The following is a 14,696-nucleotide window of genomic DNA, read 5'->3' on the forward strand; positions in this document are numbered from 1 at the left end:
GGGATAGATAGCATTCAAGCGTTTGTATCAAGCCATCTTAAGCGATTAGCTTGTGAAAGACTCACATTTGAATGCCGGTATTTTTACAGAACAATAGCTAAAAAATACGCTAAACCGGTTTGTTATGTAAGAATTTTGTTGAAGTATGCAGGAAATTGGCTGGCGAGGGATAGGCATTCTATGCGACTAAAGATTGAAGGAATCGGCCTTTTCTTATCGCAACCACACTACCATACTAGTCATAGCAGTAGAGGCGGTCATAGACGTTAATAGGATTAATATGAAGACGAACTTGCAAGCAATGTGGCTGAGAACCAGTACCGACGTATCGGTGCGGCAGCGTCTGCATAAAGTGTTGCGGCAAGCGATCATTCGTATGGTGTTAGCGCCGGGCCAGGCGCTTTCTGAAAAAGAGATTGCGGATTTGTTTAACGTTAGTCGCCAGCCCGTGCGAGAAGCGTTTATTCGCCTTTCTGAGTCAGGCTTGGTGGAAGTTCGCCCCCAGAGAGGCACCTATGTTGTGCGCATTTCGCGCCAAGCCGTGCTGGAGGCACGATTTATTCGTGAGTCTCTGGAGGTAGCCATTGCTTTAGAGGCCGCTAAATGCACGCTTCCATCGAGCGTATTAATGGAGTTAAACGAGCTGATTGAGCGTCAGCGCAGCTGTATTGAGCGTCAAGATCATGACCGTTTTTTCTTTCTTGACGAGATGTTCCATCGCACCTTGGCAATCTCTACGGGGCAAACCATGGCATGGAACGTAATCGAAGATGTTAAAGCGCAGTTAGATAGAGTGCGGTATTTGAGTATTCCTGATTCCACACCCATCCCCAAACTGGCAGATCAGCATCAGGCCATAGTGGATGCGATATCTGCTGGAGATACCGAGGCGGCCGAGCAGGCAATGTGTATCCATCAACGTGAAATACTTCACTCGCTACCTGAACTAGAGCGCCGCTTTCCAGAGTTGTTTGAAAATGTGGGCACCAATGCTCATGCGCTATCTATATAAAACCCGCTAGAGAACAACAAAAAAGCAGCATAGGCCGCATTACGAAGGATCAGCCAGAACTGGTTGGTAAATTATCAATAATAAATGAATGCCTTTAGGAGCCTGAAATGAAACTCACAAAATTACTTCCTGCTGTAGCGCTGATTGTCGCAAGCCATTCGGCTCACGCCGCTTATCAGCTTAATGTCTCAATAGCGTTGAGTCCTCAAGACCCTATTGCCCAAGCTATGGAAAGTGCAAAACAAGCAATTGCGGAGCGTTCAGAGGGAGAGCTGACCATTCAGATTTTCCCTAACAGCCAGCTTGGTTCAGACGAAGACGTGATCGAACAAATTCGTAGTGGTGCCAACATCGCTATCTTAGTCGATGCGGGACGTTTATCGGAGTATCAACCTGAGCTGGGTATCTTGAGTGCCCCTTATTTAGTGGAAGACCATCGTGACTATAGCCAAATCACAACATCTCCGCTTTATCTGGATTGGGTCGAGGGTCTTGCAGAATCAAGTGGGTTACGACTGCTCAACTATAACTGGTTTCAAGGGTCACGGCAGATGCTGACCCAAAATGAAGTAAACACGCCAGAGGATTTAAATGGTGTACGGGTGCGCACTATTAATTCCCCTGTATGGGTGAAAACCATTGAAGCCATGGGCGCTACTCCGACGCCATTGCCTTGGTCAGAAGTTTACTCAGCCCTACAGCTAGGTTCGATTGATGGAGCCGAAGCACAGCTAACCGCAGCTGAAGGTCAAAATTTGCATGAAGTTATTACTCACGTGGCTCTAACCAATCACATTCATTTGATGACCGGTATTGCGACTTCCGAGCAGTGGTACCAGGCGTTACCTGAGGAGTTGCGCTCAATTCTCGATGAAGAACTGCTCAGTGCTGGCGATGCTGCTAGCCAAGCGACGTCAGACGCCCAAGCTTCGGTGCGCGAGCGAATGGAAGCGGCAGGCGTTACGTTTTCTGAGGTGGATATGGACGTATTCCGCGACCGAGTGGGCAGCGTTTATGAAGAGCTAGGTTACGACCAGTACCGTGATCAATTGCTTTCTTCAGAGTGAATATCAGCCCTCTGCCTGCTAGGGCAGGGGGCTTCACAATTTTTTCTTTTGCTATTACTTAACTGTCCAAATCCCCTTTTAGGGGGAGGAACGCTGTATGTGGCATTGGTACGATAAAGGTGAGGAGTGGTTGGCTATTATGCTGCTCGGTGGTACCTCTCTCACCATGTTTGTTAGCTCGACAGCTAGAGCAATAGGAAATCCTTTTGCAGGGGGCGCTGAGCTTGCGCAATTCCTGTTTATATGGACCGCTGTATTAGGTGCTGATATTACTCTGCGCCAGGGTGGGCAAGTGCGAATCGATGCTCTTGTCATTCGTTTGCCTATTAAATGGCAGCTTCTTATTACCAGTTTGTGCATTGGAATGATGATGCTCTTCCTGGCCCTTTTAATCTGGTATGGCTTTGTTTTAGCGGCTTCAAACTGGCAGCGCCCCATGGGAGTGGCAGGACTTAGCTATGGATATATCACACTTGCGCTTCCTGTCGGAGCATTATTAATGATGCTTTCGCTAGTGCGGCGATTGTTCACAAATGGCGTTATCGGGAGTTTGGTTGCTGACGATGACGAGATTGTGGAGGAGGCGCTATGACGGCAGCTTTGTTATTAGGATTCGGCCTGCTTCTTATGGCGATAGGTATGCCCGTTGCCTTTGCTATCGGGATTGCGGGTTTCTCCTATTTTTTATTGCCCGAAACATTCTTACCGACGAGCATTGCCGTCCAACGCATAGTGTCTTCGACGCAATCATTTCCACTATTAGCTGTGCCGTTGTTTATTTTTATCGGCCATCTAATGAACGCCAGCGGTATTACTCCCCGCTTGGTGCACCTTTCTACGCTTTTAGCGGGATGGATGAGCGGAGGTTTAGCCCAGGCAAGTATCGTGCTGAGCACCTTAATGGGCGGTGTTTCTGGTTCTGCCGTGGCCGATGCCGCAATGCAATCCAGGGTGCTGGGAAAAAGCATGATTAAGGGAGGCTACTCAGCGGGGTTTACTGGTGCGGTGCTCTCTATTGGGGGGCTAATCACTGCAACCATTCCGCCAAGTATCGGCTTGATTCTCTATGGCTATCTTGGCGAAGTTTCGATAGGACGGCTGTTTATCGCAGGCCTCGTGCCGGGCTTTTTGCTAATGGTAGCGCTGATGGTGACTACTTACATAATGGCCAAACGGCGGGGCTATCAGCCGGTAAGAGAGCGGCTACCCACGGGAAGGGAGGTGCTTAAGGCCCTACGTAGCAGTATCTGGGCAATTCTCTTCCCCGTATGGCTCTTGGTGGGAATTCGCTATGGACTCTTTACCCCCTCTGAAGCGGGTGCTTTTGCGGTTGCTTATGCCTTGTTGGTGGGCTGCGTAATACACCGAGTAATGGGTGTTAAAGAAATTCTTAATGCCATGCGTGCCAGCGTAAGAGATATTGGCATGATAATGCTGATTATTATGTTCTCAGGCATTATTGGTTATGTCGTGTCTTTTGAAAGAGTACCGCAAACAATAGCAGAGCTAACGCTTGGCGTATTCTCTAGCCACATAACACTGTTGCTGGCAGTGGCTGTAATACTTGTTTTTCTAGGCATGCTGCTAGAAGCTACTGTTGTTGTCATGCTGTTGACCCCCATCTTGGTGCCCGTTATTAAAGCTGCAGGTGTTGATCCGGTTCATTTTGGACTGTTAATGATGACGCTGGTTACGTTCGGCGGTATGACGCCTCCTGTGGGGATTTCAATGTATACCGTATGCGGAATATTGCGTTGCTCTTTTTACGAGTATAGCCGTGAGTTACTGCCTTTTGCCGTTGCTGTATTTGTGGTTGTGCTGGGTATTCTCTTCTTCCCCAATGTAGTGCTATTTTTGCCTAATTTACTGCTGGGCTAAATCGACCTATGACACTCTCATAATTAAGGAGCGATGATGAAGGTTGATAATAATGTTGAGTTAATGGGTAAAGACCGCCTGTTAGGAAATGAAGTAGCCCAGCGGCTTTATCATAAGTACACAGCTATTATGCCGGTTTTTGATGATGGCTCTAGTTGGCGGGATGATGCGGGCGGCGTGTTACCACAATGTGCAGCGCTACCTATTTGAGCGTTAACTTCTTTTTACTTCTTGTGATGGATTTATCATGATCATTAGCGATGCATATTTAATCGTAACGTCCCCGGGCCGAAACTTTGTCACGCTGAAAATCGTTACCGAATCAGGAGTGTATGGAATCGGCGACGCCACTTTAAACGGCCGTGAACTGTCGGTGGTCGCTTACCTGGAAGAGCATGTATTACCAACACTAATTGGGCGTGATGCTAGCCGTATTGAAGATATCTGGCACTACCTTTATCGCGGCGCTTACTGGCGGCGAGGCCCTGTAACGATGACGGCTATTGCGGCAGTCGATGTAGCACTATGGGATATCAAAGCGAAGGTTGCGGGTATGCCGCTGTACCAATTGCTAGGTGGTAAGAGCCGTGACCGAGTGATGGTGTATGGCCATGCCACCGGGAGAGATATTGAAGCATGCCTGGAAGAGGTCGCTCGTCATGTAGATGAGGGGTACAAAGCCGTGCGCGTTCAGGCGGGTGTGCCAGGCATTGCCAGTATTTATGGGGTCGCCAAAAAAGATGGCGAGCCGTATGAGCCAGCCGATGCCGAGCTGCCCGCGGAGCACGTGTGGAGTACCAGCAAATACTTAAACCATGTACCCAAGTTGTTTGCCGCCGTGCGTGAGCGTTTTGGCGATGATTTACACGTGCTACATGATGTTCATCACCGCCTGACGCCCATTGAAGCCGCCCGTTTAGGCAAAGAAGTGGAGCCCTATCATTTATTTTGGCTCGAAGACTGCGTACCGGCTGAGAATCAGGAGGCGTTTGGTCTTATTCGCCAGCACACCACCACGCCATTGGCGGTGGGCGAAGTCTTTAACAGCCTGTATGACGCCAAAGCGCTAATTGAAAATCAGTGGATCGACTATATCCGCGCCACCCTAACCCATGCCGGGGGGATCACCCATGTACGCCGCATCGCCGATTTAGCGGGTCTTTATCACGTGCGTACCGGCTTCCACGGGCCAACGGATCTTTCGCCGGTTTGTCTGGGTGCGGCGATTCACTTTGACACCTGGGTACCCAATTTCGGCATCCAGGAGTACATGCCGCATACCAGCGCTACTGACGAGGTGTTCCCCCACGATTATCGCTTTGAAGACGGGCATTTCATTGTCGGTGAAAAGCCGGGGCATGGTGTTGATATCGATGAACAGTTAGCCAAACAGTACCCATATAAGCGTGCCAGCCTGCCGGTAAATCGGCTGGAAGACGGCACTCTGTGGCATTGGTAAGGAGATTAGGTCGATGAAAGCATTCCAGGTGAAGGCGCCTCACGACTACCAGGTAGCGGATGTTGAGCCACCCAAGGTGGCCGCTGGTGAAGCACTGGTGCGTGTGGCATTTGCCGGTATTTGCGGCTCGGATATGCATATTATCCATGGCGACAACGCCTTTGTGCGTTTTCCGCGCATCACCGGTCATGAGTTTGCCGGGGTAGTGGAAGCGGTGGGGGAAGGCGTGCTTGGCCTCGCCGTCGGGGATCGCGTGTGCGTTGACCCCGTTATCAGCTGTGGTGAGTGCTATCCCTGCCGGATTGGCCGTCCTAACGTGTGCAGTTCGCTTGAAGTGATCGGCGTGCATCGCGATGGTGGTTTTGAAGAGTTTGTTGCTGTCCCCGCGGCTAACGTGCACCACCTACCCGAGCATATTGGGCTAGACGCGGCTGCCCTGGTTGAGCCGTACACCATTGCCGCCAACGTGCTTGATCGCATGCAGCCGCACCCGGGTGATCGACTAATGATTCTGGGCGCCGGCGTTATTGGTCTGACGATCCTGCAGATGGCCCTGGCTAAGGGTATCGAAGAGGTCATCGTCACTGATGTTATTAATGAGCGATTAGCGGCGGCAAAACAGCTTGGGGCAACGCAGGTATTGAATAGCCGCGAGCAGGATGTGGAAAAAGAGGTGCTTGCCTTAACCCAGGGTGAAGGCGTACCGCTGATTGCCGATGCGGCCTGCGTGCCTGCGCTGTTACCGCAAATGCTGCGTTTAGCGTCGCCAGCAGGACGCATCGGCCTGCTGGGCTTTAGCGTTCAGCCCAGTGACCTTGTACAGCTAGAAGTGATTAAGAAAGAGCTGACCCTGGTGGGGTCGCGGCTCAATAACCGTAAGTTTCCGGAGGTGCTTGAGCTAATGGCAAGTGGGCAGTTGGATCCGTTGGCGTTAGTTAGCCATAGGTTGCCGCTAAGCGATATGCCCAGCGCCATTGACATGCTTGATCACCGACCAGAAGAGGCCCGTAAGGTACTGATTCAAATCAGTGCTGAAGGGTAACCACGCCAACCCGCGCGCAGCTAACAGCCGCAATCAATAATTAACAACATACGAGTGTAGGAGAAAGACAATGATCAAACAACTTATTACCAGCGCTGTTATTGGGGCCGCCATGCTAGGCAGCCACTCATTAATGGCGGCAGATTTCACCCTGCGTTTTGGCCATTTAGCCAATGAGCAGAATATATGGCACCAGGCCGCCGAGAAGTTCAAAGAGGAAGTCGAAGCAAATTCTGACGGGCAGATTGAAGTACGCCTCTACCCCAGTGAGCAGTTAGGAAATGAAATGGATATCATTAATGGTATTCAGCTGGGTACCGCGGATATGACCATTACCGGTGAAAGCTTACAGAACTGGGCGCCTAAAGCCGCGATGATGGCCGTACCCTATGCCTTCCGAGATTCCGAACATTTGCATGAGGTAGTTAATGGGGAGATCGGTGCTGAAATTGAAGAGCAAATCATCGAACGCACAAAGCTTGTGCCGCTGGCATGGTTTGAACGGGGCCCTCGGGAACTGACGTCTAACCGGCCGATTCGCAGCCCGGAAGAGCTTGATGGGCTGCGTTTACGCGTACCAAACGTACCGTTATTCGTGGATACCTGGCAGGCAATGGGGGCTCGCCCCACGCCGATGGCTTTTAGCGAAGTGTTTACCGCGCTTCAACAGAATGTTCTTGACGGCCAGGAAAACCCGCTCAGCTTGATCGAAAGTGCCAGTTTCAATGAGGTGCAGGATTACGTCAATATGACTAGTCATGTGCGTAGCTGGATCTATGTCGTTATTGGGCGTAATCAGTTGGAAAGTATGCCTGAAGAGCTCCAAAAGGTAGTTCGCGATGCTGCTCAGACGATGCAGGCATATGAAGCGGAGCTGTTCACTGAAGACCAGGCACGCCTTGAGCAAGCGCTACAGGAACGTGGTATGGAGTTCGTGGAAGTAGACGTCGACGCCTTTGCAGAGAAAGCTCGTCCCGCTGTCCTTGACGCCTTAACCGAAGAGCAGCGTGAACTCTTTGACGCTATCCAAGACCTTTAAGGTCGGATTTGTGGTCAATTGATAATGACGATGGGCTGGCACACGCCAGTCCATTTTCTAACGATACAAGCAGCTTGCCCATGAGGATACGGTTATGAACTCGGATCAAAAAACGCTTGAAAAGGAAGCGTTGGAGAGTCTGGATTCAATGTCGGCGGTGCCTAAATTTAAAGGTTCCATTGGGCGCATGATTGGCTGGGTGGACACGTGCTTTCTGACCTTGGCCGTTACTGCGCTGATTGCGATTGCCGCCACGGTACTGCTGCAAATTTGTTCGCGGCTGTTTTTGCCGTTTTCGATAGCCTGGACCGAAGAACTCTCACGTTATCTATTTATTTATATGGTGGCACTATCTGTTGGTGTGGTGCTGCGACAGAACCGAAACATCAGCGTTGAGCTTTTCCATCACCTGCTGGGGCCACGCGTACAGGCGGCGGTTCAAGTGCTGCTCTGTGGACTGATTGGCTTGTTTGCCTTTTTGGTGCTGCCTTACGCTTGGCAGTATGCGCAAAACGGCGCTTGGCAAACCTCGCCAACGCTGCATGTTCCCATGCTGTATATCTTTTTCTCAACGGTAGTCACCTTTGCGCTTCTCCTGGTTTACAGCTTGCTGGGGTGTCTTGAGGGAATTATCGCAATGTGTCGCTCCTCTGCCTCCCTTCAGGAGTCGTAAGCATGGAAGTTATTATCCTCTTTAGCGTTTTCTTGGTTTTGCTCTTGGTGGGAATGCCCATTGCGTTTGCGTTGGGGCTAGCCTCGCTCTCCTATCTGCTGCTTGAAGGTATTTCATTAACCATCGTTCCGCAGCGCATGTATGCGGGTATCGACACCTTCGTGCTGCTGTGTATCCCCGGCTTTGTGTTGGCCGGCAATTTAATGAATGTGGGCAATATCACTGATCATATTGTGCGTTTCTCAAACGCTCTGTTAGGTCACATTCGCGGCGGTCTTGGCTTGGCCAATGTGGCAGGGTCGATGATTTTCGGTGGTATCTCCGGCACGGCGGTTGCGGATTCAGCCAGTATCGGTTCGGTGATGATTCCTGGTATGGCTCGCTCAGGCTATGACAAGCCGTTTGCCGCTGCAGTGACCGCCGCTTCGTCAACCGTTGGGCCGATTATACCGCCCAGTGTTCCCATGATCATCGCCGGATCTCTCAGCGGTATTTCAGTCGGGCGTATGTTCCTGGCAGGCGCAGTACCGGGGCTGCTAATGGGCCTAGCCATGATGGTTACGGTGTATATCCTGGCCGTTCGGCGTGGGTATCCCAAAGAGCAGCGGGTACCATTTTTGCAGCTGCTGCGCGAAGCCAAAACGGCCTTCTGGGCACTGCTGATGACCGTGATTATTCTCTACGGCATTATTGGCGGGTTCTTTACCCCCACCGAAGCGTCTATTGTGGCTTGTCTCTATGCCTTGGTTGTCGGCATGTATGTGTATAAAGGCCTGTCGTGGAAAAAGCTTCCGGCGATTTTGTCAGATACTGTATTAACCTCGTCGGCACTATTGTTGATGGTAGGCTTGGCGAACCTGTTTGGCTGGATACTCACCAGTGAGCAGATTCCCCAAATGATCGCTGCACTTATTCTTTCCATTAGCGATAACCCGCTAATCGTTCTGCTGATTCTTAACTTGATTCTGCTATTTGTCGGCGCTTTTATGGAAACCATCGCCGCGCTGATTATTCTATTCCCAGCCTTGGTGGGAGTCGCCACTGGCGTGGGTGTCGATCCGGTTCACTTTGCGGTAATCGCGGTGTTGAACCTGATGATTGGGCTGACAACCCCTCCGGTGGGGGTGTGCCTATTCGTGGTGGCGGGGATTGGCAAGCTACCTATGTTGGCGGTGGCAAAAGCCATCGTGCCTTTTTTGCTGTGCAACTTGGCGGTACTGTTGTTGGTGACCTATGTCCCCGCGATTTCGCTTTGGTTGCCTAACTTGCTAATGGGAGAGTAGTTGATGATGGCGCCAAAGCTGATTGAAGCATCGCCAAGAAGTGGCCAGATCGGGATTGTTCATCTGGGGTTGGGCGCTTTCCATCGCGCCCACCAAGCGGTCTATTTAGAGCGTTATCGCCAACGCAGCGGTGACGGTGAGTGGGGAGTATGCAGTGCGAATTTACGCTCTAGCGTTGGTTTAGTCGACGGCTTACGTGCGGCAGGGCATCGCTACCATGTGGCGGAGTACGCCGATAGCAAAAATATCACGCTGCGCGAAATTGGCGTGATTGAAGAGGCGCTCTTTTCAGGCCGTGATGCTGACGGTCATTGGAGTCGTGACCGTGAGGCGTTGCTGGCGCGAATGGCCTCTGTGGATACCCGTATCGTGACGTTAACGGTGACCGAGAAGGGCTACTTTTTAAACCCCGCCAGCGGTGAGCTAAGAGTCGATGACCCCATGATCATTGGCGATATTGCTTCCCCCCAGCAGCCGCGAACTGCCCCTGGACTATTGGTGGAAGCGTTAGCTCAGCGGCGTGATGCTGGTCTTGCCCCCTTTACCGTGCTCTCTTGCGACAATATGCCGGATAACGGCAAGCGAACACGCCAAGCGGTGGTGCAACTGGCCGAGCATCGAGACGCAGAATTGGCCAGTTGGATTGCCAGTGAAGTGGCGTTTCCCTGCAGCATGGTAGATCGCATCGTCCCTGCGATGACCGACGCCGATTTTGAGCGCTTAGCGTCACTGGGCGTTACCGATCCAAACGCCGTGGTATGCGAAGCGTTCACACAGTGGGTGGTTGAAGATAACTTCCCCCAGGGACGACCCAACTGGGAGGCTGAGGGGGTTGAGATGGTGGCAGATGTGGCGCCGTTTGAAACCATGAAACTGCGCATGCTCAACGGTAGCCACTCCTTGCTTGCCTATCTTGGTGCGCTTGCAGGTATTGAAACGGTTTATGAAGGCATCAATAACGCCGAGCTTCGTGCGCTGTTGCGTCGTTATATGATTGAAGAGGCGGCGCCTACGCTTGAGATGCCCGAGGGAATCGATTTAGACGCTTATGCTGACTCGCTGCTAGAACGCTTTGCCAATGACAGTTTGCGTCATCGTCTGCAGCAAATCGCTATGGATGGCAGCCAAAAACTCCCACAGCGCTGGCTCTCTGGCGCGCTGGAACGTAGTACCGCTGGTCAATCATCGCCCTGCGTGGCGTTGGGGATAGCGGCCTGGATTCGCTATACCGCGGGTCAAGACTTACAAGGCAATAGTTACCCCGTGGATGATCCGCTAACCAAGCGCTTTGCTGAGCTACATCAGAGGCATGGTAGCGATCCCAGCGCGCTGGTAGCGGCCTATTTAGCCATGGACGATGTGGTGCCGAGTGAACTGGCAGCGTATAAGGGATTCGTTCAGGCGGTGCTGGTGGCGTATCAAGCACTTACCCTGGGCGGGGTGAGTGAAGTGCTAAAAAATGCCTAATATATCTTTTTAATTCGTTTTAAGAACGAGGAAATGGGCGATTGCAAACGACGTCGTTAGCAGTGGGTAAGGGAAGTGTCGAACTGGCGTCCAATGTGCTGTCCGGAGTTAGCCTTCCCGCAGCGGTCGTGTTTGAAAGGCCACTGGCTCATAACGTAGCGTGGATGCAGCGCTTCGCCGCAGCTCACGGGGCCCACTTGGCGCCCCATGGCAAAACCACCATGACGCCCGCGCTTTTCCATCGACAGCTCCAGGCAGGGGCGTGGGGTATCACACTTGCCACTGCACCCCAGTGTCGTGCTGCCTTCGCCAATGGCGTTACCCGAATATTGATGGCGAACCAACTGGTGGGTCAGGCAAATATGGCCATTATCGCCAGTCTGATCGAACAGGGCGCTGCGTTTTATTGTGTGGTCGATAGCCATGAGAATGCGCGCCAGCTCGGGCGCTTTTTTGCTGAGCGGAGCTTGACGTTATCGGTGCTTATTGAGATAGGCGTGGAGGGTGGCCGCTGTGGCTGCCGCAATCAGCAGCAAATTCTTTCGCTGGCGGAGGTGATTGCTAGTGAACCAGCACTTTCTCTGGTGGGCCTGGAGGGCTATGAGGGTGTGGTTCACGGGGATAATCCCGAATCTGGTATTCGTACCTATGCTAAATACCTGGTGGATGTTGCCGTAGAGCTCGAAGCTGCTGGACGCTTTGCTGAAGAGAACCCGATTGTCACCGCGTCAGGTTCCGCCTGGTATGATGTGATTGCGGAGGCCTTTCAGGGCGCACCGCTTCAGGGAAGATTTACCCCCGTGCTACGCCCAGGTTGCTACATCGTCCACGACCATGGGCTTTATCGTGAAGCGCAATCAGCGGTATTAGGCCGCCGGCCGGATTTGCAGCAGGGGCTTGAGCCGGCCCTGGAAGTCTTTGCCCAGGTGCAGTCGCTTCCCGAACCTGGGCTTGCCATTGTAGCGCTAGGTAAGCGTGATATTGGTCATGACCAGCTACCTATTGCACTGCGTCGTTTCAGGGAAGGGGGAAGCCCCTCGCAGCCATTGCCGGTGACTGGTTGGGAAGTGACGAAAATTATGGATCAGCACACCTTTGTGGGCCTTCCGGAAGGGGCTCAAGATGTCGAGGTCGGTGATATTGTCGCCTTTGGCGCCTCTCATCCTTGTTTAACCTTCGATAAATGGCGCCAGATATTGTTAGTGGATGATCAACTAAACGTTAAAGAGCGTATGGCGACCTACTTTTAGCGCCCTGTTATTGAGAAAACCGTTATAGAGAACATCATTTAGCTCGTCGTACCTGCTGGTAGGCGCCCACCAATAGCCAGTGTCAGGGCGTCTGCCAGCTCCCCTAGCTGTTCCCGGCAGCGGTCGATGCTGGGAACTTCCCGATGCATCGCTTCTGGAATCAGCGTGAGATAAGGGATGGTGATAACGGCTTCGATAACGTCATGAACCCCAAAGACAGGGAAGCTGATATTGGTTAACCCTTGGACTTGAGGGCTTGGCCCCACGTGGTAGCCCTGCTGGCGAATCGGATCAAATAGCGCCCGCGTTCGGTCAACCTCTTGTTGCGTTGCATCGCTGGCGGCGAGAATGCGCTCCCGGCGTGGCTCATCCAGAAAGGCCAGCATGACGGCCCCAGAACCGGAGCCGCATATATCGATTTTGGCCCCCAGGCGCAGCCCAAAGCCCATCTTGTCGGGGTTTTCGTACTGGGCCACTACCAATAGATGGCCAGGACGAGCAACACTAAGATGACACGACTGGGAGATTTCATGGCACAGCTCTTCCATGCGCGGTAGTGCGGCCTGTACTAACCGCTTGGTGGGCGGGAAGCGGTGGGCCATCTCAAACATCTTTAGCGTTAGCTGATAGCGGCTACCGCTATCATCCATGCTGACGTAGCCACGATCTCGCAGCACCATCAGCATGCGGTACATCTCATTGGTTTTACGGCCGATCTGTTCGGCAATCGCTTGGGTGCTTAGCGGCTGGGGAGATTGGGCAAGCAGCTCCAAAATATCCAACCCTTTCTCTAAGGCAGGGGCGTGGTACTGCGTTTCAGCCTTCTCCTTCATTCAAGCTCCCTTACGTGATTGCCAATCGCTCGTTGATCGTGGCGTTAACCAAAACGCTTGGTTAGCGTGCCAGCCAGCCGCCGTCTACCGCCAGGGTATGTCCATGCACGTAGCGGGCGGCATCGGAGCATAAGAATATCACAGCGCCGGCTAAGTCTTCTGGCGTGCCCCAGCGTCCGGCGGGGATTCGGCCAAGAATTTCAGCATGGCGCTGGGGATCGTCGCGCAATGCTTGGGTGTTGTCGGTGGCCATATAGCCAGGGGCGATGCCATTAACGTTGATGTCATGGCCCGCCCACTCATTGGCGAGCAGGCGCGTTAAACCGAGAATACCGCTTTTGCTGGCGGTGTAGGAGGGCACTCGAATGCCGCCTTGAAACGACAGTAATGAAGCGATATTGACGATCTTGCCCGGCGCTTTGCGCTCGATAAGGTGTTTGGCAACCTGCTGCGCGAGAAAGAAAGCGGCTTTCAAATTAACGTCAATGACGTCATCCCAATCTTGCTCTGAAAATTCCACGGCTGCCGCCCGACGAATAATCCCGGCATTGTTGACCAGAATATCCACCTTGCCCGCTTTCGCGATCGCCTGTGAGACAATCTCGCCAGGCGCTTGGCTGCCCAGCTCCGCCGTAATGTCGTAAAACTGGCGCCCTAGGGCCTCGACCTGCTGGCGGGTGTCATCAGCAGCGCTTCGGTTGACCCCCACGATATCGGCACCCGCCTGTGCCAGTGCAATGGCAATTCCCTGGCCCAGCCCTTTGTTGCAACCCGTCACCATGGCAACTTGGCCGTTCAGCGAAAATAGCTTCATTGGTCACTCTCCCTGGGTAGTGGTTTAGCGCAGCTCTTTAGAAGCGATAAAGTCCATATCATCGTAGGTCAGGTTTTCACCGCACATACCCCAAATAAAGGTGTAGCGGCGAGTGCCAAAGCCACAGTGAATCGACCAGCTGGGGTGAATCACAGCTTGTTCGTTGGCAACCACGATATGCCGGGTCTCTTGGGGTTCGCCACACAGGTGGAACACCACATCGTCTTCACTCAGGTCAAAGTAGAAGTACACTTCCATGCGCCGTTCGTGGGTATGACAGGGCATGGTGTTCCACATACTACCGGGCTCTAACTGGGTAAGCCCCATGGAGAGCTGGCAGGTATCCAGTACATCGGTATGCAGGTACTTATTGATGGTACGCACATTGCCGGTTTCAGGGTCACCAAGGGTGGTGGGCGAGGCATCTTCCGGGCGGATATGGCGAAGCTGGTAACGTACATGGGCTGGCGTTGAGTTGATATAAAAGCGCGCAGGCTTGGTCGCATCGAGGCTCTCAAAGCTGACCTCACGGCTCTCTTTGGGAATATACAGGCCGTGATGGGTGCCTAGCTCGACCGTTTCACCGTCGACAGTAATGCGCCCGGGCGCGCCAATGTTAATAACGCCCATTTCCCGCCGCTCAAGAAAATAGTCAACGCCAAGCTCTTTGCCACCGCTCAGGGTAAGCGGCGAATCAGTGGGTACCGCGCCACCAACAATAATGCGGTCAACGTGGCTGTAGGTGAGCGATAGTTGGCCTGGCACCATAATTTTGGTGACCAGCATTTTGTCACGCAGGCCCTGGGTATCGAGGGTTTTAAAATGATCGCTATGAAGCGCTTGGCGAATATCCATATGAGTTTCCTTTAATGGTAAAAG

15 protein-coding genes are annotated in these 14,696 nt (G+C 52.6%); 12 read left to right on the forward strand and 3 right to left on the reverse strand.

All coding sequences use genetic code 11. The annotated features are described in order from the left end of the window. Positions 1-280: 280 nt before the first annotated feature. The 12 genes from SR894_RS06765 to SR894_RS06820 all read left to right on the forward strand — a co-directional run bounded on the left by SR894_RS06765 (position 281) and on the right by SR894_RS06820 (position 12,170). The gene (locus SR894_RS06765) at positions 281-1,012 is read left to right on the forward strand and encodes a GntR family transcriptional regulator (RefSeq protein ID WP_133730355.1); all 732 of its coding nucleotides are present in this window, start codon (positions 281-283) and stop codon (positions 1,010-1,012) included. A 107-nt stretch (positions 1,013-1,119) separates the two neighbouring features. Beyond that, complete coding sequence (locus SR894_RS06770; RefSeq protein ID WP_133730356.1) at positions 1,120-2,079, forward strand: C4-dicarboxylate TRAP transporter substrate-binding protein; 960 nt, start codon at positions 1,120-1,122, stop codon at positions 2,077-2,079. Between the two features lie 97 nt (positions 2,080-2,176). Continuing rightward, on the forward strand, positions 2,177-2,671 hold the full coding sequence (locus tag SR894_RS06775) for a TRAP transporter small permease (protein ID WP_088698461.1): 495 nt from the start codon (positions 2,177-2,179) through the stop codon (positions 2,669-2,671). After that, entirely contained in the window at positions 2,668-3,957 is a 1,290-nt protein-coding gene (locus SR894_RS06780) for a TRAP transporter large permease (protein ID WP_133730357.1), read from the forward strand. Before SR894_RS06775 ends, SR894_RS06780 begins: the two co-directional genes overlap by 4 nt. Before the next feature lie 36 nt (positions 3,958-3,993). Continuing rightward, complete coding sequence (locus tag SR894_RS06785; protein WP_166650332.1) at positions 3,994-4,167, forward strand: hypothetical protein; 174 nt, start codon at positions 3,994-3,996, stop codon at positions 4,165-4,167. Positions 4,168-4,204: 37 nt separating this feature from the next. Further along, positions 4,205-5,416: a D-mannonate dehydratase ManD gene (gene manD / locus SR894_RS06790; RefSeq protein ID WP_133730358.1), complete on the forward strand. Its 1,212-nt coding sequence runs from the start codon at positions 4,205-4,207 to the stop codon at positions 5,414-5,416. A gap of 13 nt (positions 5,417-5,429) precedes the next feature. Continuing rightward, positions 5,430-6,458 (forward strand): Zn-dependent oxidoreductase, encoded by a 1,029-nt coding sequence (locus SR894_RS06795; RefSeq protein ID WP_133730359.1) that lies wholly within the window; start codon positions 5,430-5,432, stop codon positions 6,456-6,458. A gap of 70 nt (positions 6,459-6,528) precedes the next feature. Next, positions 6,529-7,497, forward strand: a complete 969-nt coding sequence (locus tag SR894_RS06800) for a TRAP transporter substrate-binding protein (RefSeq protein ID WP_133730360.1) — start codon at positions 6,529-6,531, stop codon at positions 7,495-7,497. A 94-nt stretch (positions 7,498-7,591) separates the two neighbouring features. Continuing rightward, positions 7,592-8,170, forward strand: a complete 579-nt coding sequence (locus tag SR894_RS06805; RefSeq protein WP_133730361.1) for a TRAP transporter small permease — start codon at positions 7,592-7,594, stop codon at positions 8,168-8,170. Between the two features lie 2 nt (positions 8,171-8,172). Then, positions 8,173-9,453, forward strand: a complete 1,281-nt coding sequence (locus SR894_RS06810) for a TRAP transporter large permease (RefSeq protein WP_133730362.1) — start codon at positions 8,173-8,175, stop codon at positions 9,451-9,453. Between the two features lie 6 nt (positions 9,454-9,459). Then, positions 9,460-10,920 (forward strand): mannitol dehydrogenase family protein, encoded by a 1,461-nt coding sequence (locus SR894_RS06815; protein ID WP_208862645.1) that lies wholly within the window; start codon positions 9,460-9,462, stop codon positions 10,918-10,920. A 41-nt stretch (positions 10,921-10,961) separates the two neighbouring features. Next, positions 10,962-12,170 (forward strand): amino acid deaminase, encoded by a 1,209-nt coding sequence (locus tag SR894_RS06820; protein WP_133730364.1) that lies wholly within the window; start codon positions 10,962-10,964, stop codon positions 12,168-12,170. 38 nt (positions 12,171-12,208) lie between these two features. On the opposite strand, the gene SR894_RS06825 is transcribed toward SR894_RS06820, so the two are convergent. The 3 genes from SR894_RS06825 to kduI all read right to left on the reverse strand — a co-directional run bounded on the left by SR894_RS06825 (position 12,209) and on the right by kduI (position 14,672). Further along, positions 12,209-13,003 carry an IclR family transcriptional regulator gene (locus SR894_RS06825; RefSeq protein ID WP_133730365.1) on the reverse strand — a complete coding sequence of 265 codons (795 nt, stop codon included), beginning with the start codon at positions 13,001-13,003 and terminating at the stop codon, positions 12,209-12,211. Positions 13,004-13,064: 61 nt separating this feature from the next. Then, positions 13,065-13,817 (reverse strand): 2-dehydro-3-deoxy-D-gluconate 5-dehydrogenase KduD, encoded by a 753-nt coding sequence (gene kduD / locus SR894_RS06830; protein WP_133730366.1) that lies wholly within the window; start codon positions 13,815-13,817, stop codon positions 13,065-13,067. 24 nt (positions 13,818-13,841) lie between these two features. After that, entirely contained in the window at positions 13,842-14,672 is an 831-nt protein-coding gene (gene kduI / locus SR894_RS06835) for a 5-dehydro-4-deoxy-D-glucuronate isomerase (protein WP_133730367.1), read from the reverse strand. Positions 14,673-14,696: the final 24 nt, after the last annotated feature.

The organism is Vreelandella neptunia (genome assembly GCF_034479615.1).
Taxonomy (GTDB): domain Bacteria; phylum Pseudomonadota; class Gammaproteobacteria; order Pseudomonadales; family Halomonadaceae; genus Vreelandella; species Vreelandella neptunia.

What these genes read in the sequence shown, in the direction of transcription:
- SR894_RS06765 (WP_133730355.1), top strand. Translation starts at nt 281, where the DNA reads ATGAAGACGAACTTGCAAGCAATGTGGCTGAGAACCAGTACCGACGTA.
- SR894_RS06770 (WP_133730356.1), top strand. Translation starts at nt 1,120, where the DNA reads ATGAAACTCACAAAATTACTTCCTGCTGTAGCGCTGATTGTCGCAAGC.
- SR894_RS06775 (WP_088698461.1), top strand. Translation starts at nt 2,177, where the DNA reads ATGTGGCATTGGTACGATAAAGGTGAGGAGTGGTTGGCTATTATGCTG.
- SR894_RS06780 (WP_133730357.1), top strand. Translation starts at nt 2,668, where the DNA reads ATGACGGCAGCTTTGTTATTAGGATTCGGCCTGCTTCTTATGGCGATA.
- SR894_RS06785 (WP_166650332.1), top strand. Translation starts at nt 3,994, where the DNA reads ATGAAGGTTGATAATAATGTTGAGTTAATGGGTAAAGACCGCCTGTTA.
- manD (WP_133730358.1), top strand. Translation starts at nt 4,205, where the DNA reads ATGATCATTAGCGATGCATATTTAATCGTAACGTCCCCGGGCCGAAAC.
- SR894_RS06795 (WP_133730359.1), top strand. Translation starts at nt 5,430, where the DNA reads ATGAAAGCATTCCAGGTGAAGGCGCCTCACGACTACCAGGTAGCGGAT.
- SR894_RS06800 (WP_133730360.1), top strand. Translation starts at nt 6,529, where the DNA reads ATGATCAAACAACTTATTACCAGCGCTGTTATTGGGGCCGCCATGCTA.
- SR894_RS06805 (WP_133730361.1), top strand. Translation starts at nt 7,592, where the DNA reads ATGAACTCGGATCAAAAAACGCTTGAAAAGGAAGCGTTGGAGAGTCTG.
- SR894_RS06810 (WP_133730362.1), top strand. Translation starts at nt 8,173, where the DNA reads ATGGAAGTTATTATCCTCTTTAGCGTTTTCTTGGTTTTGCTCTTGGTG.
- SR894_RS06815 (WP_208862645.1), top strand. Translation starts at nt 9,460, where the DNA reads ATGGCGCCAAAGCTGATTGAAGCATCGCCAAGAAGTGGCCAGATCGGG.
- SR894_RS06825 (WP_133730365.1), bottom strand. Translation starts at nt 13,003, where the DNA reads ATGAAGGAGAAGGCTGAAACGCAGTACCACGCCCCTGCCTTAGAGAAA.
- kduD (WP_133730366.1), bottom strand. Translation starts at nt 13,817, where the DNA reads ATGAAGCTATTTTCGCTGAACGGCCAAGTTGCCATGGTGACGGGTTGC.
- kduI (WP_133730367.1), bottom strand. Translation starts at nt 14,672, where the DNA reads ATGGATATTCGCCAAGCGCTTCATAGCGATCATTTTAAAACCCTCGAT.